20 protein-coding genes are annotated in these 21742 nt (G+C 62.8%); 19 read left to right on the plus strand and 1 reads right to left on the minus strand.

The genetic code is table 11. The annotated features are described in order from the left end of the window. The first annotated feature begins 3 nt into the window (after positions 1-3). The 19 genes from AC1DON_RS05775 (at position 4) to AC1DON_RS05865 (ending at position 20643) form a co-directional block, all read left to right on the plus strand. The gene (locus AC1DON_RS05775) at positions 4-288 is read left to right on the plus strand and encodes a VirB3 family type IV secretion system protein (RefSeq protein ID WP_476933800.1); all 285 of its coding nucleotides are present in this window, start codon (positions 4-6) and stop codon (positions 286-288) included. Then, the gene (locus AC1DON_RS05780; protein WP_476933801.1) at positions 285-2642 is read left to right on the plus strand and encodes a VirB4 family type IV secretion/conjugal transfer ATPase; all 2358 of its coding nucleotides are present in this window, start codon (positions 285-287) and stop codon (positions 2640-2642) included. The genes AC1DON_RS05775 and AC1DON_RS05780 overlap by 4 nt, the downstream gene beginning before the upstream one ends. Next, positions 2639-3829 carry a type IV secretion system protein gene (locus AC1DON_RS05785; protein WP_476933802.1) on the plus strand — a complete coding sequence of 397 codons (1191 nt, stop codon included), beginning with the start codon at positions 2639-2641 and terminating at the stop codon, positions 3827-3829. The genes AC1DON_RS05780 and AC1DON_RS05785 overlap by 4 nt, the downstream gene beginning before the upstream one ends. Next, entirely contained in the window at positions 3826-4617 is a 792-nt protein-coding gene (locus tag AC1DON_RS05790; RefSeq protein WP_476933803.1) for a VirB8 family type IV secretion system protein, read from the plus strand. Before AC1DON_RS05785 ends, AC1DON_RS05790 begins: the two co-directional genes overlap by 4 nt. Beyond that, positions 4614-5318 (plus strand): TrbG/VirB9 family P-type conjugative transfer protein, encoded by a 705-nt coding sequence (locus AC1DON_RS05795; protein WP_476933804.1) that lies wholly within the window; start codon positions 4614-4616, stop codon positions 5316-5318. The genes AC1DON_RS05790 and AC1DON_RS05795 overlap by 4 nt, the downstream gene beginning before the upstream one ends. Further along, the gene (locus tag AC1DON_RS05800; RefSeq protein WP_476933805.1) at positions 5315-6316 is read left to right on the plus strand and encodes a TraB/TrbI/VirB10 family type IV secretion system protein; all 1002 of its coding nucleotides are present in this window, start codon (positions 5315-5317) and stop codon (positions 6314-6316) included. The genes AC1DON_RS05795 and AC1DON_RS05800 overlap by 4 nt, the downstream gene beginning before the upstream one ends. An 8-nt stretch (positions 6317-6324) precedes the next feature. After that, positions 6325-7281 carry a P-type DNA transfer ATPase VirB11 gene (gene virB11 / locus AC1DON_RS05805; protein ID WP_476933806.1) on the plus strand — a complete coding sequence of 319 codons (957 nt, stop codon included), beginning with the start codon at positions 6325-6327 and terminating at the stop codon, positions 7279-7281. A gap of 538 nt (positions 7282-7819) precedes the next feature. Continuing rightward, positions 7820-8863 (plus strand): ABC transporter substrate-binding protein, encoded by a 1044-nt coding sequence (locus AC1DON_RS05810; RefSeq protein ID WP_476933807.1) that lies wholly within the window; start codon positions 7820-7822, stop codon positions 8861-8863. Positions 8864-8887: 24 nt separating this feature from the next. Continuing rightward, on the plus strand, positions 8888-11359 hold the full coding sequence (locus tag AC1DON_RS05815; RefSeq protein WP_476933808.1) for a TonB-dependent receptor: 2472 nt from the start codon (positions 8888-8890) through the stop codon (positions 11357-11359). A 12-nt stretch (positions 11360-11371) separates the two neighbouring features. Beyond that, the gene (locus tag AC1DON_RS05820; RefSeq protein ID WP_476933809.1) at positions 11372-12454 is read left to right on the plus strand and encodes an ABC transporter substrate-binding protein; all 1083 of its coding nucleotides are present in this window, start codon (positions 11372-11374) and stop codon (positions 12452-12454) included. Beyond that, positions 12451-13671, plus strand: a complete 1221-nt coding sequence (locus AC1DON_RS05825) for an MFS transporter (protein WP_476933810.1) — start codon at positions 12451-12453, stop codon at positions 13669-13671. Before AC1DON_RS05820 ends, AC1DON_RS05825 begins: the two co-directional genes overlap by 4 nt. Beyond that, complete coding sequence (locus AC1DON_RS05830; RefSeq protein WP_476933811.1) at positions 13664-14428, plus strand: ABC transporter permease; 765 nt, start codon at positions 13664-13666, stop codon at positions 14426-14428. Before AC1DON_RS05825 ends, AC1DON_RS05830 begins: the two co-directional genes overlap by 8 nt. Positions 14429-14435: 7 nt before the next feature. Continuing rightward, on the plus strand, positions 14436-15218 hold the full coding sequence (locus AC1DON_RS05835) for an ABC transporter permease (protein WP_476933812.1): 783 nt from the start codon (positions 14436-14438) through the stop codon (positions 15216-15218). A 3-nt stretch (positions 15219-15221) separates the two neighbouring features. Next, the gene (locus AC1DON_RS05840) at positions 15222-16058 is read left to right on the plus strand and encodes an ABC transporter ATP-binding protein (protein ID WP_476933813.1); all 837 of its coding nucleotides are present in this window, start codon (positions 15222-15224) and stop codon (positions 16056-16058) included. After that, on the plus strand, positions 16058-16666 hold the full coding sequence (locus AC1DON_RS05845; RefSeq protein ID WP_476933814.1) for a nitroreductase family protein: 609 nt from the start codon (positions 16058-16060) through the stop codon (positions 16664-16666). Before AC1DON_RS05840 ends, AC1DON_RS05845 begins: the two co-directional genes overlap by 1 nt. Continuing rightward, the gene (locus tag AC1DON_RS05850; RefSeq protein WP_476933815.1) at positions 16663-17724 is read left to right on the plus strand and encodes an ABC transporter substrate-binding protein; all 1062 of its coding nucleotides are present in this window, start codon (positions 16663-16665) and stop codon (positions 17722-17724) included. The genes AC1DON_RS05845 and AC1DON_RS05850 overlap by 4 nt, the downstream gene beginning before the upstream one ends. Positions 17725-17732: 8 nt before the next feature. After that, positions 17733-18692: an LLM class flavin-dependent oxidoreductase gene (locus AC1DON_RS05855; RefSeq protein ID WP_476933816.1), complete on the plus strand. Its 960-nt coding sequence runs from the start codon at positions 17733-17735 to the stop codon at positions 18690-18692. Between the two features lie 14 nt (positions 18693-18706). Then, on the plus strand, positions 18707-19864 hold the full coding sequence (locus AC1DON_RS05860) for an LLM class flavin-dependent oxidoreductase (protein WP_476933817.1): 1158 nt from the start codon (positions 18707-18709) through the stop codon (positions 19862-19864). Between the two features lie 74 nt (positions 19865-19938). After that, positions 19939-20643: a class II aldolase/adducin family protein gene (locus AC1DON_RS05865; RefSeq protein ID WP_476933818.1), complete on the plus strand. Its 705-nt coding sequence runs from the start codon at positions 19939-19941 to the stop codon at positions 20641-20643. Between the two features lie 123 nt (positions 20644-20766). On the opposite strand, the gene AC1DON_RS05870 is transcribed toward AC1DON_RS05865, so the two are convergent. Next, positions 20767-21543 (minus strand): FadR/GntR family transcriptional regulator, encoded by a 777-nt coding sequence (locus AC1DON_RS05870; protein WP_476933819.1) that lies wholly within the window; start codon positions 21541-21543, stop codon positions 20767-20769. Positions 21544-21742 lie beyond the last annotated feature (199 nt).

Raw genomic sequence — 21742 nt, forward strand, 5'->3', positions numbered from 1 at the left:
ACCATGGACACGCTCGACCGCGACCGCCTTTTCGTAGCCCTGACCAAGCCGCAGATGTTCCTGGGCGTAACCTACAGCTTTTTGATAGCGAACGTCATCATCACGACGGAACTGTTCCTGGTCTTCAAGTCGCTCTGGGTCATCGCCGCCGCTCTTGTCATCCATGCCATCGGCTGGGTCGCCCACCTGTACGATCCGCGCATTTTCGATATCTGGATCGTTACGAGCTCACGCTGTCCGCACATCGCGAACCGGTCGCTATGGGGGTGCAATTCCTATAGTCCATGACCAGAGTAGCTTACGAAAAAGAAACCCGTGGCGGCGATCGCCTGCCGTATCTTGCGCATGTCGACGACAATACGGTGATGCTGCACGACAGGCGTCTGATGCAGACCATCGTCCTGAAGGGACTGCTGTTCGAAACCGCGGACACCAGTGAACTCAATTATCGCAAGGACCTGAGGGACGCCGCGCTCAAGGCGCTCAGTGCTTCGCGCTTTGCGCTATATTACCATATCGTCCGCCGGCGCATCGAACCGGCGCTTGATGCCTCTTACGACGACGCATTCAGCCGCGCCCTGAACGACCGGTGGCGCAAACGGCTGGACGCCAAGGCGCTCTATGTCAACGATATCTATGTCACGCTTCTGCGCCGGCCGACCCAGGGCAGCAAGGGCCTGGTTCAGCGATTCTTCGAAAACGTGTCCGCTGACGCCGGCCGCGCCGACAGCGAACTGCGCGAAGGCCTGCGCGACTTGAACGAGGCCCGCGAGGTCCTGATGGCTTCGCTTGCGGCCTATCGGCCGCGCGTCGTCGGCGTCTATGCGCGGGACGGCAGGCGCTATTCCGGAATTCTTGAATTCCTGGCGCAGATTTACAACGGCTTCAGCCAGGCACGACTGCTGCCGGAGGGCAAGCTGGCAGCGCACGTGCCGGCCCGCCGCCTCAGCTTTGGGCGCATGACCGGTGAGCTGGCCCCCTATGCCGAACAGGACCGACGCTATTTCGGCATCCTGTCGATCCGGGACTATCCCGGAACGTCGCGGCCGGGCATGATCGATGAATTGCTGCGGTTGCCGGCCGAATTCGTGCTGACCCAAAGCTTCGCCTTCGTTGATCGCGACCCCGCACTGCGCCGCGTCAACCTGGCCCTGCGCCGCATGCGCGCCAGCGACGACGAGGCGATCACCTTGCGCAATGAACTGGCTGGCGCCAGTGACGACCTGGCCGCGGGACGTGCGATCTTCGGCGAACATCATATGACCCTGATGCTCAGCGCCGCCGACGAAGGCCAGGTCGCGCAAGGGTTGGCCGACGCCCAGGCGGTGCTGGCGGACCTCGGCATCGTCGGTGTGCGTGAGGACCTGGCGTTGGAGCCAGCTTTCTGGGCACAGTTCCCCGGCAATATGCAGTTCATCACCCGGCGCGCGCTCATTGCGGGACGCAATTTCGCCAGTTTCGCGTCGTTCCACAATTTTGCGATTGGCGAGCCGCGCGGTTACTGGGGTGAGGCGGTGACCGTCCTCGAAACGACGGCGGCGGGACCCTGTTTTTTCAACTTCCACCACGGCGACCTCGGCAATTTCAGCGTCATCGGCCCCTCCGGCTCGGGCAAGACGGTGGTGCTGAACTTCTTGTTGGCCCAGGCGCTGAAGTTTCGGCCACGGCTCGTCTTCTTCGACAAGGATCGGGGCTCGGAAATCTTCATCCGTGCGGTCGGCGGTCGTTATCGCAGTTTGCGCCCCGGTGCGCCCTCAGGCCTGAATCCCCTGGCCCTGGAGGCATCTCCGGCGAACCGTCGCTTTTTGATTGAATGGGTATCGCGCCTGGTCTCGGCGGACGAGACACCGAGCGCCGAGGACCTAACGGTGATCGAGGCGGCGGTCGACGCTAATTTTTCGGCGCCGCCCAGCCTGCGCCGCCTGCGTGCCTTCGCGGACCTGCTGCGCGGCGCGGAGCGGCCGAGGGCCACCGACCTCCATGCCCGGCTGCGTCCCTGGTTCGGTACCGGAGAGCACGCCTGGCTGTTCGACAATGCAGAGGACGAGGTCGGACTGGATGCGGCGGTCGTTGGCTTCGACATGACGCAATTGCTGGACGCACCGGCGACGCGGACGCCGGCCATGATGTACCTGTTCCATCGCGTCGAAGAACGGCTGGATGGATCGCCGGCGATTATTGTTGTCGACGAGGGCTGGAAGGCGCTGGATGACGATATCTTTGTGGCCCGCATTCGTGACTGGGAAAAGACCATCCGCAAGCGCAACGGACTGGTGGGCTTCGTCACCCAGAGTGCCCAGGACGCTTTGGCCAGCCGCATATCCTCGGCGATCGTGGAGCAGGCCGCCACGCATATCTTCCTGCCCAATGCACGTGCCCAGGCGGCAGACTATGTCGACGGGTTCGGGCTGACCCAGCATGAGTTCGACCTGGTCCGGTCCTTGCCCGATCACGCCCATTGCTTCCTGATCAAGCATGGCCGCGAAAGTGTCGTGGCGCGCCTCGACCTGACCGGCGAAGCGGAAATGCTGCACGTTCTGTCCGGCCGCGAAAGCGCTATCCGACTACTGGATGAGGTGCGTGCCGCTGTCGGCGACGACCCAGGCGACTGGATGCCTGTCTTCCTGGAGAGACTGACATGAGCGGTGCCTGTCCTGCCGTGGCCGATGGCGCCGGTGTTGTCGAGCGCCTGGCCAGCTATGTCGAATGCCAGTCGCGGCAGATCGAACTGGCGGGCTTCCACGGAGGCCTGTGGCATGGCCTGCCGACGGCCCTGGTTGCGGTGTTGCTGGTGCTCTATGTCGCTGGCATTGGCTATCGCCTGATCCTGCATCATCACCTCGATGCCGCCAGCCTGGTCTACGCGGTGCTCCGGCTGGGTTTTGTCATTGCCGCGGCAACGAGCTTCACCACCTATTCCGCGCTGGCCTATACGGTCTCTACCCAGGGGCCGGGGGAATTGGCGGCCATGGCCCTGGCTCCCACAGGATTGCGGGCGCCTTCGCTGACCGAGGCCAGCCACGCCGCGGCCGGTTATCTGGACGCATTGGCCGCGCCGGCCCAAGCGGTGCCGGTCCCTGTGACGCCGCAGCCCACGGGCGGCGATCCGTCCGTTGCCCCCGCCGTACCGGGGCCTTCGCCTGCCACTCCGGGCCAGGACCTAGGTAATGCCATATTGATGCTTTCTTGCGTCGGGTTCAGCCTGGCCACGCGGCTGGCTCAGGCGATCGTACTGGCCGTCGGGCCGCTGTTCATCGCCGCCGCCCTGTTCGATATGTCGATTGGACTCTTCGTCGGGTGGCTGCGGGCGATGATCGCGCTATTTGTGGCCCAAACAGGCTATGCGGTGAGTGCCGCACTCGAACTGTCTTTTTTGACAGGAGATCTGTCGCGCCTGTCGCAGACGTCTCCTGATGCCGGCGCCCCGTTGCTTATCGGGCTGTTTTTCCTTGCAGGGTGTGCAGCCATAACCGTGGTCGCGGTGCTCGCGGCAGGTGGGTTCCTGCCTGTCGACCTTATCCGGCGCGCCGGCACCTTCGTGACCGCGCGAACGGGAACCGAAGCACCGTCGGTCCCACGATCTCCCTGGCCGGTCCCGGAAATTCGGACCGATCCCCCGGTTTCGCGGGCGCAGCGCGTGACGGACGCGGTCGGCGCATTGGCCGTGGCCGACGAGCAGCGGCAGAACAATAGCCGGGGAGGGGGCGGCGGCGGCGCTTCAGCTTGGGCCGGCTCCACGGAATCTTTGGCAGGTGCGGGGCCGGGATTGCGGCGGCCGACACATATGCGGGCGTCAACAGGTGCGGCGAAGCGGGACTTGATTTCATGAAAACAGACACGCAATCCTACTATCCGGACAGCGCGAGCTGGGCGCAAAGCGAGGCCGACGGCGCGCGGCGCGCCCGTAACCGGGCCTGGCTCGTTGCCGGCGCGGCGGCCCTGATCGCTGTTGCCGAAGCTCTCGCCCTGGCCAGCCTGGTTCCGCTCAAATCGACAAATGTCGTGCCGGTCCTCGTCGACCGGCAGACCGGATTTGTAGAGGTGCTGGACAAAGACGGCAGTCAGACCCTGCGCGCCAACACCGCCCTCACGCGTTCAATGCTGGCGCAGTATGTCGTCGCCAGGGAAGGGTTCGATATTACGGCCCTGCGCGCCGACTACCGCAAGGTAATGCTTTGGTCGGGCGGCCAGGCGCGTGGCGAATATGCTGCCCTGATGCCCGCGCAGAATCCGCAAAGTCCCCTCAAACTCTATCCGCGTTCAGCGGTGGTGGCAGTCAATATCGAGTCTATCTCGGAACTGGGGCCGAAGACGGCTCTGGTGCGTTTCACCACGACCCGAATGAACGAAGGCACCGCAAGCGGGACATACGGTTATTATTCTGCAGTCATCACCTATCAGTTTTCCGACGGGCCGCTTAGTGCAGAGGACCGGCTGGTCAATCCGCTGGGCTTCCAGGTAACGCGCTACAGGCGCAGCGACGAGACCGCGCCGCGACCGACTCAGGGCTTCACAATGGCGATACCCCTCGAGGCGCCTGATGTGGCGACAGCCCTAAGCGACATTCCGCCGTCCGAAGATAGTACGGCTTCCCCTACGAGCGTGAGAGAGCCGTGACGATACGCCGCTATCTCCTTGCCATGATTGCTGTTCTGTCGGTCGCCGTCGGTGCTCCTGCTCAGGCGTCGGTCACGCCGACCCCGGGCGTTAAGGACCCGCGGATACAGACGGTCGACTACGATCCGGACGAGGTCGTTATCCTGCGCGTGGCGTTGGGCTATGCCGTGGCCGTCGAGTTTTCATCGGACGAACGCATTGAAAACGTGGCGCTTGGGAACAGCGCCGTCTGGCAGGCCGTGGCCAACCATCGGGCTGATCGCCTGTTCATCAAGCCGATGCAGGGCGCGACCAACACCAATCTCACCGTCATCACCGATAGCCGCGAATATAATTTCGACCTGACCGCGATTCCGACTCCGGACGCCGCGACGCCGATATCGCTGCGTTTCGTCTATCCGGTATATCTGGACCAGTCGGCTCCTCAGGATACGCCGAGGTCGGACTTTCGCTTCACAGGGGCCACGTCTTTGCGTCCGTTGTCCATGTATGAGAACGGCTCTGCGACCTTCGTGGAATGGCGCAGCGAAGGCCAGGTTCCGGCCGTCTTCATGATCAACGACCAGGGGGCCGAGGTCCTGATCAACGGCGCCATGCGTGATGGCAAATATGTCATCGACCTCGTCGCCGACCGGTTCGTTTTCAGACTTGGGAATCAAAAGGCGACAGCGACACGCGTTATCGAGAAGGGACGGAAATGACCGGTACCGGCACGCAAGGACCCGACGATCGTGCGCCCCGGGTGACCCTGCCGAAAGCGGGGCCTTCACCGGTCATCGTGGCCGCACTCCTTTGTCTCATAGGTGGAGGGGTGATCTGGGCCAGCCAGGCCCATATCGGCGGACGCAAGATGGTACCGCGCACCGTACCGGCTGCCATGACGGTTCCGCCGCCTATTGCGCCATTGGTCATTCCGCCGCCGCCGCCCGAGCCGGCTTCCCAGTCGCTCCCTGAAATTCGCTATGTCCCGGCTCCACCGCCGCCGCCGGTCATCCAGTATGTCGAGCGCCCCGGTCCGCCTCAAATACCGCCGGCGCCCGAACCGCGGCTGTCCGAGCCCGTCATGACGATCGACCTGCCTTCCGCGTCGCCGGCCGAGACCCCGGCGCCGGACGACACGCCAGCGCGCGCCGTGATCATGCGCAATCGCGCCATGCTGGTCCCCCAGGGTGCACTTATTCCAGCCGCGATCGAAACGCCGGTCGATTCCAGCCAGGGCGGCGCCGTGCGCGCCATCACGACGGGTGACACACGCGGCTTTGACGGAACGCGCGTTCTCATCCCGCGTGGCAGCCATCTGATCGGCGAAATCCGTGCCGGGACACAGGCCAATCAGAGCCGTGTCGCGATCCAGTGGACACGCCTGATCCGGCCCGATGGCGTTGCCATCAAGCTGACGGCGCCGGGAGCGGACCTGCGGGGTGGAGCAGGTGTTGCGGGGAAGGTCGACAATCACCTGATGGCGCGCATCGGGTCCGCCACTCTTCAAACGGTCCTGACGGTAGGCATCGCGTTGGCGTCGCGCCCTGGCGATGGTTCCGTGGTTCTGGGCGTTCCTGCCCAAACGGCGGGCAACGTCGCCCAGGCAGGTTCCCCACAAGGCGTAAATGCGCCGACGGTCAGGGTCGAGGCCGGAACGCCGATCATGGTCTTCGTCAACCGGGACATGGACTTCACGGGGGTCTTGCCAAGACGATGACCGGTCAGGTGAACATCGATTACCCCGGCGACTATCTCAGTCACTATCTCGAGCCGCTTCGGCCATTGCTCGCCGATGCGGAGACGACCGATATATATATCAACCGGCCGGGCGAAATCTGGCGGGAGCGGCTGGGAGGCGACATCGCGTGCCTGCCCATGCCCGTACTCGATAGTGACTACCTGCAGCGCCTGGCCCGTCAGGTTGCCGTTTATTCGCACCAGGGACTAAGCCGGGCCCACCCGCTGCTCACCGCCAGCCTTCCGGACGGCGCGCGCATACAGATCGTCATGCCGCCGGCGACGCAAGCTCATATCGCCATGGCCATCCGCCGACATCGCACGGCAGTGATGCCCCTGACCGCTTATGCACTTGAGCCGGCACAGCGTCGCAGCGTTGTGCCCGCCCCTACTGGCGAACTGGCGGCGTATCTGGCCGGTGCCGTCCGGCAAAGGCGTAATATTGTTATCTCCGGCGGGACATCGAGCGGCAAGACAACCCTGCTCAACTCATTGCTGGCTGAAATCCCGCTGTCGGAACGGTTGATCACCATCGAAGACGCGGCGGAGCTGCGGCCGGGTCACGCCAACAAAGTCCAATTGATCGCCACCCGCGGCGGACAAGGCGAGGCGAGCGTGACGCCGAACGACCTGCTGGAGGCCGCCCTGCGCATGCGACCGGACCGGATATTGCTCGGGGAAGTGCGTGGTGCCGAAGCCTATACCTTCCTGCGCGCCATCAATACGGGGCATCCGGGCTCGATGACGACCGTCCACGCCGACAGTGCCGAAGGCGCCCTGAGGCAACTGGCAATCATGATATTGCAGGGCGCGTCCAACCTCGACTATGCCAATGCTTATGTGCTGGTGAAGTCGATGGTCGACATCGTGATCCAGATAGATCGGACGGACGGGCGCCGTTGCGTCTCCGAAGTCCTGAGCCTGGGCGCCAGTGTCGGAACATGACGATCGACGGTTAGGCGGCTTGCAAAGCTGATCCAATGTGTACCAGGCAACATGATGACTCCCGAATGTCCGCTTTCGGGCGTCGTTTGAAGAAGCGGGCCTATTACAATTTTACTTCCGCCTTTGGCGCTTTGTTGAATTTATCTCTATGTATGCGCAACAAGAGATGTGTTATTAATCATAGGGTTATGGTGAGGCGAAAGTTCTCATTTTCATTGTCCCCGGTGCGCCAGGTTTTTCAATGACATGGTTGTCTTAGTGACGTGCTGGAATGCCAATCCAGCGCGCAGTGTCACGTGCACACCCATATGGTGGTGCGGGCCGGTTAAATTCCTACTCAATCACATGAGAATTTCTACATTGCCAAATCAACACCAAATTTATAGAGTTTAGATGTCGCGCTAACGCACATACGAAGCGCAGCCAATTGACCGGCTGGACCACGGGGTCGCCGTCACACACCATCACCCATTCCCGAAGCTGCGCGGCCAGATGAGGCCGCGTGAAAGCCTCCCCACACGCTTCGAAAGGTTTTGCCATGAGCGCGACCTACAATCTCCCCAATCTCTGGTATACCCGCTGCCCGGTGCCGACGCCGCTGGGCCTGGCCGTTCAGCTTGGCTACTTCCGTGATGAATTCGCCCCTGAGGGCCTGGAACTCAAGTCGCTTCAGGAAAGCCTCGATCCGGCAATCAAGGAATCGCACTTCGACCACACGCTTAGCAATTCCTTTCGGCAGGGTGGTAATATCCCGGCCATCTGGGCACGCGCCAATGGCCGCCAGACGCGGGTCATCGGCCTGAACTGGACTGACGAGTCTCTCCTGGTTATTACCCTGCCGGGTTCGGGCATCAAAGGTCCGAAGGACCTGAAGGGTCGCCGCCTGGCCCTGCCGGTCAATCACGGCTCGATCGACTTCAACCGCGCCACCGCCCTGCGCGCCTATGACAAGGTGCTGGAGCTGGAAGGCCTGGCTCTGAAGGACGTCCAACTCGTCGATGTCGTAGCCGCGCCGCAAGCCGAGGGCGGCAGCGATGTCGATGCTTCGGGCAAGCGCATCCGTCGCCGTTCGGGTTACCGGGCCGAAATCCGCGCCCTGCTGAATGGCGAAGTCGACGCCATCTTCGTCAAGGGCGTCTACGGCGTCGAAATTGCCCGCGCCCTGGCCGCGCACATTGTCACCGACATCGGCTTCCATCCCGATCCGAAGGTGCGCATCAATAACGGCGCGCCGCGTACCCTGACGGTCGATCAGGACCTGCTCGATGCCCGCCCAGATATCGTCGTCCGCTTCCTGAAACGGATCGTCGAAGCCGGCGAGTGGGCGCGCAGCCACCCGGCCGAAACGCACAGTTTCATCGCCAATGAAACCTCCAGCTTCCCGGATCTGGTCCGGGCCGCCTACGGCGAGAACGTTCATCAGAACCTCGATACCTTCCTCAATGCGGAATCAATCGATGCTCTGGTCGACTTCAAGGACTTCCTCTTCCGCCATGGCTTCCTGAAGGCCGATTTCGATGCTCGCCAATGGGTGTCTTACAAGGCCATAGAGCAGCTCGAGCCGGCCATAGCCGCACAGTAATTTTCTCAAGAAAACAAAGACAAAATGACCTCCCTCCTCCCCGGACGGCGGGCCCTGTGGCTCGCCTCGGCAACGCTGCTTGCCTCCACGTCTCCCGTATTCGCTGCCGACGTCGTGGCGGATAGCGCCGTCGCCGACGACCAGTCCATCACCCGCCAGGCCGCCGAAGCGGCCGAGCTTCGCCGCAACGACAAGGACGGCTCCGTCGAGACCGTCATCGTGACGGCCAACAAGCGTTCGGAAAGCGCGCAAAAGGTGCCGACAGCGCTCAGCGTTGTGTCGGGCGCTGCCCTGGAGCGCCAGGAAATCCGCTCGGCCGCTGACGTCGTGCGTTTCATCCCGAACGCCTCGGCGGCGCAGACCGAGTCGCGTAACCGTCCGCGCTGGTTCATCCGTGGTATCGGCTCCAACGACCCCGGCGCCAATGTCGTCAATCCGGTCGGTGTTTATATCGACGAAGTCTATCTCAACGCGCCGTGGTTCCAGGCCTTCCCGGCCTTCGACCTCGACCGCGTCGAAGTCCTGCGCGGCCCGCAAGGCACGCTGTGGGGCAAGAACACCGTCGGCGGCGCTATCCACTATATATCGCGCAAGCCGCAGTTCACGACCGGCGGCTTTGCCCGCGCCGGCATCGGCAACCTCGAATCCTATAATGCGCAGGGCGCCGTGACCGGCCCGCTGTCCGACAAGCTGGCGGCGCGCCTGTCGTTCGCATCCGAAAAGCGCGGTGGCATCGCCACGAACGCCGTCACGGGTGAGGATGATTTCGGCAAGATCAGCGACAGCGCGGCGCGCTTCCAACTGCTGTATCGGCCCAATGACGACTTCGAAGCCCTGCTGTCCTTCCGCGCCCGCAATTCTGACGGCACGCCGATTGCGCGCTACATCGAGCCGGCCTTTCCCGACAACGCGACCTTCAAGGGGGCTTCAGCGCCGTTCGACGACTACGGCAATGCTGCGACAGATGCCCCCAGCATCGGTGCGTCCAATGTCGACGGTTCTTCGAAGACCGAACAGACGGGCGCGACCCTGACGCTGAACTGGGATCGCGGCGGCTATACCTTTACCTCGATCACCGCCGCCGACAATGGCCGCCAGGTGTCGAAGTCCGACGGCGACTTCACTGCCTTCGAAGGTTCGCGCTCCTTTGCCGACATCGAAAGCCGCCAGTTCACCCAGGAATTCCGCATCACTTCGCCCAAGGAAGGTCTGTTCGACTGGATTGTCGGCGCTCATTACTTCCATGAAGACTTCTCCTCGGACTCCTCGACCGCAACCATCCAGACGACGGCCTATCTCGATCGGGGCACAGGTGCCCAGCGCTGGCGTCACACCTACTTCCAGAACGTCAAGTACGACCAGGTCGCTAAATCCTATGCGCTGTTTGGATCGGGCACGTTCAACTTCACAGACAAGTTCTCGCTGACCGGCGGCCTGCGCTACACGTCCGAACAGCGTGACGCCCGCATCGATATCCTGAATGGCGTGGGTGAGGCGGCCAATCGCCGCCTGAACACGGTCGATCCGGCGACGGCACCGACCACTGCACGTCCGCTGATCACCTTTACCAATACCGGCCAGTGGTGGCTGCGTTCGTCGGTGACTTCATCGACGCCTTACGTGCCGTTCGTGTCCGAGCCGTCGAAGACCTGGAACCGCTGGACCTGGGACATCACCCCGCAATACAAGGTCTCCGAGGATTTCCTGGTCTACGCCAAGCACGCGCGCGGCTTCCGTTCCGGCACCTTCCAGGCCAGCGCCACGCAAGCCAACCAGTTCGACGCCAACGGCATCGAGCCGGAGGACCTGTTCTCCTACGAAGGCGGTTTCAAATCGCAGTGGTGGGACAAGAAGCTGCGCGTCAACCTGTCGGCCTTCTACTACGACTACAAGAAGGCCCAGGTCCTGGTGCAGGGCGTGCCCATCGTCACGGCAGGAACCACCTCGTTCGCTGCCCGCCTGATCAATGCCAAGGGCTGGTCGAAGGGGCTTGAGCTCGATATCTCGGCGCGGCCGACACCCAACCTCCGCATCGACGCGGCGCTGGGCACGCTCAAGACTGAATATACCGAAGACTTCATCCCGAACAATCCGAACACCGGTCTGTTGTTCGGCAGGGGCAACGAGTTTACCCGCGCGCCCGATTTCTCAGGTGCGGTGGCGCTCGAATATCGCATCCCGACCAGCTTCGGCGACGTGACCCTGCAAACCGACTGGAGCTATCGCACCGACCAGTGGTTCACCGTCAACGCTCAGGAAAGCGACCCGTCCAAGGTCGACTACCTGGTCAGCCAGTACCAGAAGCAGGCGGGCTATGCGCTCGGCAATGCCCGCGTCACGGCGGCGTTTGGCGAGCGCTACGAGGTCTCGGCCTATGTCCGCAACCTTACCGACGAAACCTACAAGATCCTGACCTTCGGCACCCAGCAGGGCGCCCGCCTGACCACCTATGGCGAGCCGCTGACCTACGGCCTGACCCTGTCGGCCAAGTTCTAAGGAGAGAATGCAATGCTCAGACGTACCTTCATAGCGGGCCTGATGGGCACTACGGCGGCGCTGACCGCCTGCGAAAACAAGGGGGGCGCCGTGAAAACGGCGTCCGCCCTGCCGCAGACCGTAACCATCGCCGCCATCTCCTACCCCTTTCAGGGCAAGCAGACCTATAACGGCCTGACCCAGGTCGTCATCGAACAGGGTTGGCTGGAAAAAACACTGGCCGACAAGGGCGTGAAACTGGCCTTCTTCCCGGTGTCGACGGCGGTCGGCGGGCCTTTGATCAACGAAAGCTTCGCCGCCAAGCGCATCGACTTTGCCGGCTATGGCGACTTCCCGGCGCTGATCGCCAAGTCTGGCGGCGTCGACATCCGCGCCATCACCTCATCGGGCCCAGGCAATAACGCCTACCTGATCGTGCGCAACGGCCTGAACGCCACCTCGATCGAGGACCTGAAGGGCAAGTCGCTGGCTATCCATCGTGGCCGCCCGTGGGAACTCACGCTTGCCAAGCTTCTCGACTCCAAGGGCCTGAAGCTTGACGATTTCAAGATCTACAACCTGAACCCTCAGGCGGCCTATTCGGCGCTGGCGGCGGGCAAGGTCGATGCCGTCTTTACCCTGTCCGAAGCCATCCTTCAGGAAGACAAGGGCGCCGGCAGGATCATCTGGTCGACGACGCAGAATCCCGACTGGAAGATGCGCACCGGTATCTTCGCACGCACCGCCTTTACCAATGAGCATCCCGAACTGACCCAGAGCGTTGTCAACGCTTACATCAAGGCCGCGCATTGGGCAGCGCAGCCGGAAAACCGTCAGGCCTATCTGGAACTGGCGTCGCGCGGAAATAATCCGACCTCCGTGGTTGAGCGCGACCTGGCCAATAAGGGCGGAGAATGGCGCGACAACTTCTCGCCGGTTATCGACCGCAACTTCGTCAGCCATTTCGACGACGTGTCGAAATACACTTTTGCCAACAAGCTGGTGCAGAACCAGGTGGCGACGCGCGACTTTGTCGATCCGCGCTTTATCAATGCCGGCCTCGACGAACTGGGCCTGAAGGGTTTCTGGAAGGAAACCCCGGTGGCAGCGGTATGAGCGCCGACCCCGTAGCCCCGGATGCGATTGCTGTGACGGCTGAGGCCGGGCCGTCGCCGTGGAGCTTCCTGGCGGGCTTTACGACTCTGGCCCTGATCAGCGGCATCTCGATTGGTCTTGGTAAGGTGGTGACGCAGTTCTTTGCCTTGTCGATCGGCGCCGATGCCTTCCAGATCGGCCTGATCATGGCGATGGAATCGATCGGCATGGTGTTGGTCACCGTGCCGGCCGGCTTTGTCATCGCCCGCTTCGGCGCCCGTCGCGTCTACGCCGTCGCCTCGACCGGGCCGCTGATCGCCAATCTGCTGATGCCGTTTGCCGGCAATTGGATCGCCCTGGCCGTGGCGCGGTTGACCATCGGCCTGTGCATTCCGTTCCGTATCGTGTCGATGAATTCGACCTTCCTGGCTCAGTTGCAACGCATCGGTGTCGGCAAGGCCGGGTGGTATCGCGGCGCACTGACGGCGGGTCTGGCCCTGATCGGTCCGGCGCTGGCCACTGTCCTCGTCGCCAACGTCAACTACGTCTGGGCTTTTGTCGTTATCGCCGCCCTGTTTGGCGTCATGGCGATCGGCTCGCTCTACTTCTTCACCGACGAAGCCGCGCCTCCGCAAAAGGGCCTGACGGCCGGGCACATCTACGACGAAGCCCGCACCCTGCTGCGCAACCGCAATGTCTCGGAATCCTGCCTGATCGAGTTCATCTCGTCGGCGACCGGGTCTTTGTTTGGCGCCTTTGTCATCATCGTCGCCGCCCAGATCCACGGCCTGACCAAGGAAGACGGCGTGCACATCATGCTGTTCCACGGCGCCACGACCGTGCTGGCCCTGTTCGGCGCCGGCCGCCTGACGCAAGGGCTCAACAAATGGCTTGCCTACGGCGGGGGGCTGATGCTGGCCACGGCGGCCTTGCTGTTGCTCGGCACCGCCCAGAGCTTCGGGCAACTGGCGTCGGGCGCGGTCCTGCTCAGCGCAGCATCTTCGCTGGTCCACCTCGTCAATATGCGCCTGCTCAGCGACCACCCCGGCGAAAAGTCGAAGATTTCCGGCCTCTACAACCTGTCCTCGATGACGGGTTCCAGCCTCGGCGCCCTGGCCGGCGGCTTCGTCTCCAAGGTCGTCGCCATCCAGACCGTCTACCTCCTGTGGCTACCCGTCCTGTGGTTGGCCGCTGCCGTCCTCTACTTCGTCATCAAGGGAACAAACCCCGATGCCTGATATCAAACTCAATTGGCGCGTCATCCTGTCGGTCGGCTCGCCCCTGGCCCTCCTGCTGCTGTGGCAGGTCGTCACCGCGCTAAAACTTTTTCCGCCTGAAGTTCTGGTGTCGCCGGCCGCAGTCGTTGCCGCCTTTGGCGAGATCGTCGCCACGGGTGAGCTGCAACGCCACCTGTCCGAAAGCCTTACACGTCTTGGCTGGGGCTTCGGTTTTGGTGCCACCTTCGGCCTGGCCTTCGGTGTGGCGCTGGCTCTGTCCAAGACGGTCGAGCGCATCTTCGGGCCAACCTTTCAAGCTTTGCGTCAGGTGCCGGTCCTGGCCTTCATTCCGATGCTGATCCTGCTGCTGGGTATCGATGAGGTCTTCAAGGTCGTCATCATCGCCAAGGCCGCCTTCTTCCCGGTCGCTTTGGCTGCCTATGACAGCATCAAGGGCCTGCCCAAGAGCCATTTCGAAGTGGCGGCGCTTTACAAGACGCCGTGGTGGGTTCTGGTCGGCCGTATCCTGATCCCGGCGACCCTGCCGAACATCCTCGCCGGGGCGCGCCTCAGCCTAACCCGCGCGTGGCTGGTTCTGGTCGCCGCCGAACTGATCGTCGCCGACTCCGGTCTGGGCCAGATGATGGAGATGGGCCGCCAGATGTTCCGGCTCGACATCGTCATGGTCGGCGTCATCGTCGCCGGCGTCATCGGTTTCGGGCTCGATCGCCTCTTCCAGCTTATCCAGTCGCGCGCCCTGCGCTGGAAGACAGCGTGAGGCCGTCATGAAAACCGATCTCTTCAAACCCAAAAATCTCGTCTGGCTGTTCGGCTTCATCCCGCCGGTCCTGTTCCTGCTGTGGTGGGATCATCAGGCGAAACAGGGCGGTACCAATGCCCACATCTATGTCTCGCTATCGCAGATCTGGCAGGCGCTGACTGAGACCTTCACCTCGGGTGAACTGACCGGCGCCTATGCCGCCAGCATCACGCGCGCCTTTGCCGGCCTGTTTATCGGCGGCATCTTAGGGACCACGGTCGGCGCCTTTATGGGCCTGTTCAAGCCGGTCGAGTGGGCGCTTCAGCCCGTCTATAACAGCTTCCGCCAGGTGCCGATCCTGGGCTGGCTGCCTTTGATCGGCCTGTGGTTCGGTTCCGGCGATGGCTCGAAACTGATCATAGTGGCGCTGTCGGCCTTTTACCCGACCGTGCTTTTTACCTTCGAAGGCCTCAAGCAGGCCGATGCGGCGCTGCTCGATGTCGGCCGGGTCTATCGCCTGACGGCCTGGCAGACCTTCTGGAAGGTGCGTCTGCCGGCCGCGCTGCCGTCGATCTTCACCGGCCTATTCCAGGCCCTGGCCTTTACCTGGATATCGACTATAGGCGTCGAACTGCTGTTTGCTTCTGGCCTTGGCCTCGGCTCGCTGATGCAGAGCGCCCAGCTTCAGGCGCGGCTCGACATCGTCGTTGTCTGCGTCCTGTTCGTCGGCCTGACCGGCATCCTCCTTAACACGCTTATCCGCCAGCTCAGCCAGCGCCTCCTGGCCTGGCGCTCCGTTAGGACCTGACCCATGGACTACGTATCTCCCTCGCAACTGACCGCCTCGACCAAGCCGACAGGGTCCTTGACACTTAAAGGGATCCGCAAGCAGTTCCAGTTCAAGGACCGCGAACTGAAGGTGCTGTCGGGCTTCGACCTCAACGTCAATCCGGGCGAATTCGTCTCGATCGTTGGCCCGTCGGGCTGCGGCAAGTCGACCCTTCTGCGCCTCATCGCCGGGCTCGACGACACCTATGAAGGCGTCATTACGCTCGACGGCCAGCGCGTCGCCGGCACCTCGCTGGAACGCGGCCTGGTCTTTCAGGATCACCGCCTGTTCCCGTGGATGACCCTGGAGCAGAACGTCGCCCTGGCCCTGACCAACCGGCCGCTCTCCAAGGCCGCCAAGGCCAAGTTGGTTGCCGAACACATCGCTCTGGTCGGTCTGAAAGGCTTCGAGAAGGCTTGGCCGCATCAACTGTCCGGCGGTATGGCCCAACGTGCCGCGATTGCCCGTGCCCTGGTCAATGAACCCAAGGTCCTGTTGCTCGATGAGCCGTTCGGTGCGCTTGACGCCCTGACGCGCGTCCACCTCCAGACCGAGCTGCAACGCATCTGGCTCAGCAGCGGCGCCACCATGATCATGATCACCCACGACGTCGAAGAGGCGATCTATCTCGGCGACCGCGTCGTGGTCATGCAGGCCAATCCCGGCCGCATCGTCCACACCGTCGATGTCGGCCTGACCCATCCGCGCGACCGCGCGTCCCCCGTTCTCCACCGTCTCAAGGACGAAATCCTGGCTGAGCTGACCAATCCACCGGTCGAAACCAGCTCCGTCGTCCAGCTGCGCAAGGATCAGGAATAATGAGCTTCGATACTGCCGATACTGCCCGCCGGTCCGATCATCCGGTCCATTCGTCCTTCGTTGAGCGCTGGTCGTCGCGTGCCCTGACGGGGGAGGCGATCCCGCAGGACGATCTCCTGACCTGTTTCGAAGCCTCCCGCTGGGCGCCGTCCGGCTTTAATGCCCAGCCGGTGCGCTTTGTCTACGCGCATCGTGACAGCGACGATTTCGCCAAGCTTTTGGGGCTGCTCAACGAAAAGAACCGGAGCTGGGCGCACAAGGCCTCAGCCATCATCTTCGTCCTGTCACGCAAGGACTTCGTCTTCAACGGTCAGACCGTCCAGGTCAACAGCCATGCCTTTGACGCCGGCGCGGCCTGGTCGGCCTTTGCCCATCAGGCGCACCTGCTCGGCTATGCCACGCGAGCGATCGGCGGCTTCGACCACAAATCAGCGCCGCAGGTTCTGAACTTCCCTGAGACCTATGCCGCCCACGTCGCTGTCACCATCGGCCGCCGCGCAGGTCTCAGCGACCTGCCCGAAAACTTCCACGCGCAGGAAACGCCGTCTGCCCGACGCCCCCTGCACACCTTCATCCATCAAGGCCAGTTCCAAGGAGAGTCCGAATGAGCCTGTTTCCCCCGCTTGTTCCCGCCGATACCCTGTGGATCACCCGCTGCCCGGTGCCGACGGCGACCGCCATCGGCCTCAATCAACGCTGGTTCGCCGACGTCTTCGCCAAACGCAACTACCAGGTCCATACGCTTCAGGACACCAATGACCCGAACCTGCGCGCCCAGCATTTCCATCACGAGCTGAAAGCCCTGTTCCGCGAAGGCGGAAATGTTCCCGCTTTCTGGAATCGTGCGCGCAACCTGTCGGCCAAGGGCTACGACAATACGGTCGTCGTCGGTCTGACCTGGGTCGATGAGGTCCAGCTTCTGCTGGCGCGCCCGGGTGCGAACCTGACGCCTGAGACCCTGGCCGGCAAGGTGCTGGGCCTGTCGAATGCGCCAGGCGCCGTCGATATCTGGCGCGCCATGGCCCTGCGTGGCTACGACACCGCGCTGAAACTGGCCGGCCTGACCCTGGGTGACGTTGTCCTGAAAGAGCTGGTGGCGCCCGAGGTCAACTGGAACGGCCAACGCCGGGGAGGGACGTGGTCGCAGGCCAGCGAAGAGGCTCTGCTGAGCGGCGAGGTCGACCTTATTTACGCCAAGGGTGCGCCTGCCGTGGCCCTGAAGGAAAAGCACGGGCTTGAGGTCGTGCTCGATCTCAACACGCTCGAAGATCCGGCCCTGCGCATCAATAACGGTACGCCGCGGCCAATCACGGTGCATCGTCACTTCCTCGACGACAAGCCGGAACTGGTGGCGCTGTACCTCCAGGTGCTGAACTACGCCTCTGACTGGGCCAGGGCCAATCCGCACCGCGTCGCCGACATTGTCGCCGCCGAGACCAATACGGCGGCCGATGCGGTGCGCCAGGGCTATGGCGACACACTGGCGCGCAGCTTCGACGTCAGCCTGGCGCCTGAGCGCGTCGCCGCCTTCCAGAACCAGGCTGACTTCCTGCGCCGCCATGGCCTGATCAGCGCGCCCGTCGATGTCGCTGACTGGATCGTCCATGCGCCGTTGAAAGCGGCATTGGCCGAGCCCCTGTCTCTTCCCACCTTCGAAACCGCGTGAGGTTCCCCATGACCGAATTCTATTGGCAATTGCCGGTCGCCGGCGACAACCGCTCTGGCGCCTTCGACCAACTTAGCCGTAATGCGCGCCCTACGCCGAACGCCACCATCCGCGATCTGCGTCGCGACCGGTTCAACAATTTCGACTATTTGAGCCAGATCGCCCGCGCTGCTGAACTGGCCGGATTTGATGGCCTCAGCATTCCGGACGACATCGACGGGGAATCGTCGTGGATCGTTGCTGGCGCCATCGCCCGCGAAGTCCGGCGGCCCAAGCTGGTTATTGAATTCAGCCCCGGCCTCGGTTCGGCGGTCTATGCCGCCAAGCAAGCCGTGACCTTCCAGCGCTACAGCAATAATCGCCTGGGCTGGGCGTTGGCCAGCGCGACCGATGGTGCCGCCCGCCGCGCACTTGGCGACTTCGTTGACGATGCAGACGTGGCTGCGCGCCTCGAAGAGTTCCTGACGGTGTCGAAGGGCGTCGCCAGCCAGACCGGATTTACCTTCAAGGGGCGGTTCTTCGAAGTGCTCAACGGTGGCTTTGATGCGCCTTTGAGCAGCCTCGACCTGCCGGAAATCACGCTTTCGGGTGGCAGCGACGAGGCGCTTAGCGTCTCGGCAAAACACGCCGATGTCCATGTTTTCGCGCTTGGCACCTACGATCTCGAAGCGCGTGTCGCGACGCTCAAAGCGCAGGCTGCCGAGCTCGGCCGGACCGTGAAGATCGCCGTCAAGGCGCGCGTCTTTACCCACGATGACGCCGACCGCGCCCGCACCGACGCGGAACGCGCCGGCTTCAGCGAGGACGCGGACACGCTTGCCGGCGACTTCGCCGGTGTCGCCTCGGAACTGGCGCGCCTCGGCGCCGACCGCTTCATCCTCTTCGCTCCCAACAGCATCGAGACCGCCTATCGCATCGGTGAGCACGTCCTGCCGCTGGTGCGCCAATCTCAACGTCAAGCGGCTTAAGGAAGGAACGCAACATGTCTTCCCAAATCGATTTCTTCTGGCGTCTGCCGACCCACGGCTGCTCGTCTTCGGTCCGCAATCCCGACCTGTCGCGCGGCGACTGGGTGCCGCTCAGAGAAGGCAATCAGGCGCCCGGCCTCTACGACGGTGTCGCCGATGGCACCAGCTATATCGACCACGTCGCCCAGATCGCCAAGGCGGCCGAAATTTCGGGCTTCCACGGCGGATTGATCCCAAGCTTTCCGGGGACGGATGATCCGTGGGTGATCTCATCGCACCTGGCGCGGGAAACCAAGACCTTCCGCTTCATGATCGCCTTCCAGCCGGGCTTTATCAATCCGGTCGAAACCGCGCGCCTGACGGCATCGCTGCAGCGCGCCACCGGCGGACGGGCCCTGTTCAACATCATCACCGGTGGCGGTGGCCCGTCACAACTGTGGTGGGGCGACAGCTTCGCCCACGACGACCGCTATGGCCGCACTACCGAGTTCCTCGATATCCTGAAGGGCGTCTGGAAGGATGGCCCGTTCAGCTATGACGGCCGTTTTTATTCCGTCGAAGGCGGCGCGCTTCCGCCTGCCCTGGCGGTGACCGACCTGCCGGAAATCTACTTCTCGGGCTCATCGGACGCCGCGCTGGCCTCGGCTTCGAAACACGCCGACTTCTACCTGACGTGGCTCGAACCATTCGAGCAACTGAAGGCCAAGTTTGCCGCCGTCAAGGAAAAGACCGATGCCCTGGGGCGCCGCATCAAGTGCTCGATCCGCGTCGACCTGATCGCCCGCCCGACCGAAGAAGAGGCTTGGGCCGATGCCAAAGCCGGTTTCGAAGCTACGGCGCACAAGCGCAGCGACAGCTTCCGTCAGGCGTCGGATTCGGTCGGCGCCGCGCGTCAGGCCGCCTTCAAGGCCTCTGACGCCAAACACTATGACGACCTGATCATCGGGCCGAACCTGTGGACCGGCTTCTCACTGCTGCGCGGCGGCCCGGCGCTCGGCATCGTCGGCTCCTATGAGCAATGCGCCGCCCGTCTTGATGAACTGATCGGCCTCGGCGCCGACGGCTTCATCCTGGCCGGCACGCCACACCTCGAAGAAGCCTACCGTGTCGGCGAAGAAGTCCTGCCGCTCGTCCGTGGCCGCCAGGCCAGCCTGTCCATTGCTGCTGAATAACTTGTTTTTTGTCGCGATATTGATCCGAAAGCCGCTTCACACTTTTCGGATATCGCTCATGAAGGAATTTTCCCATGACCCAACTGTCTGAAACCGTTCTCGCTTTTGTCGAACAGGTCAAAAAGGACGCCGCCACGGCGTTCCGGGGCCTGCGCGACACCCACACCATCTCGCCGGCCGGCACGGTCAACTTCGTCGAGCGCGTGCCCGGCGAACAGCTGATCGTCTCGATCGGCTATCCCGGTCCGTTCGCGCCCGACGCCGAGCTGAAGCCGGCCGTCTACGACTTCGATAACAACCTGGTTTACGGCGAAGCGAAGAACGCCGGCGGCGGTGGCCGTTACCTGCCGATCTTCCGCAAGCACGACGACATCACGACCGTCAGCCACGTCCACTCGGTCTATCTTGGCGCTTGGTCGCAGGCCCATCGCCCGCTGAAGATCTCTTACGTGCCGGTCCAGCGCTGGACGCGCATCCGCGAACTCCCGGTCTATATCGACCGCCGTCAGGGCGAGGCGAACTACATTCTGGAGCGCCTGGAAGAAGACAAGAGCCATTTCGCTATCCTGGAAGCCAATGGCGGCTCGACCGTGTGGGGCCGCAAGGGCATCCTGTCGCTGGCCAACACCATCGTGAATCTGGAAGAGGGCGCACGCCTGCAAGCCATCGCCGAAACGCTGGGCGGCTCCAAGACCTATGGTCCGGGCGTGCTGGAGCAGCAATGGAAGATGAGCGGCCTGTGGACTGCCGAAGACGAGGTCAATATCGCGGCCCAATGATGCGGCGAAGCTGTGCGGCGCAAAACACGCCGTACAGCTTGCGCTTTCAGCGGCGGGTCTGGCTACGCCTGCCGCTGCGACTATTCGAAATGCCCGTATCTGGCAGCGCCGGAATGCCGGCGGTCAGGCCGTCAGAACGTGCGGCGCGTTTGCCGGGGCTTGCCGTTGCTGAGTGCCGACAATGGTCATCAGGGAGCGGATCAGCATTTCCATCTGCCACCTGGCTTCGGCGTCGTCCTGGCGGTCGATGGCTTCGACGATGCGGGCATAGCTGCTGGCCGAGCTGCGGACATCGACATTAAGCGCGGCGCGGTAGGTTTGAGACCAGCTAATCGACGCTTCGATCGGATCGATCAGCGGCACGAAGGTCTGGTTCTTCGCGGACTTCAGGATCGTGGTGTGAAACTGCAGGTCGGCGCGTCGTGCGGCTTCCTCCGTGCGGCCCTGCGACTGGATTACCTCCAGAAATCTCTGCAAAGCCTCGACGTCCTCGTCGCTGCGGCGCTTCGCGGCCAGGGCGGCGGCCTGGGGTTCGATAATATATCGCAACTCGAGCAGCGCGCGCATAAACGGCTCGTCCGGATCGCTGAGCCGCATCCACGACAGGAGGAGCGGGTCGAGCAGGTTCCAGCGTGCCCGTTCGGTTACGATCGTCCCGGCCTTGGTCCGCGTTTCCACCAGGCCCTTGGAGGACAGGACGCATATGCCTTCACGGACCGCCGAGCGCGAAATATTCCAATGCTTGGCAAGGGTCATCTCGGTCGGCAGGGCTTCGCCGGGGGCATAAAGCCCCCTGACGATATCGACCCCCAATTGCTGCGAGATAAGGTTTGAAAGGCGCGGCAGAGGTGGGTAATCGGTCATGATGTGACCGGTACCAACCTTCTCGGACTTGGCCATTTTCAAATTTTTATGCAGCATGATCAGGTGCTAACGAACCAGACGAATATTTGTATGAGTATAAAGCCTGAAAATCGGACACATTGAAAGCTTTTATTTACGGGGAAGAATATGGGATAACAATTTCGCGAAAACCTGCCTCCAGTATTCCGATGTGCCTCGGAATCCGAATACAGCAAAGCCTTCCAGCAAAAATGGG

The sequence above is a fragment of the Asticcacaulis sp. P4_H10 genome (assembly GCF_056400965.1).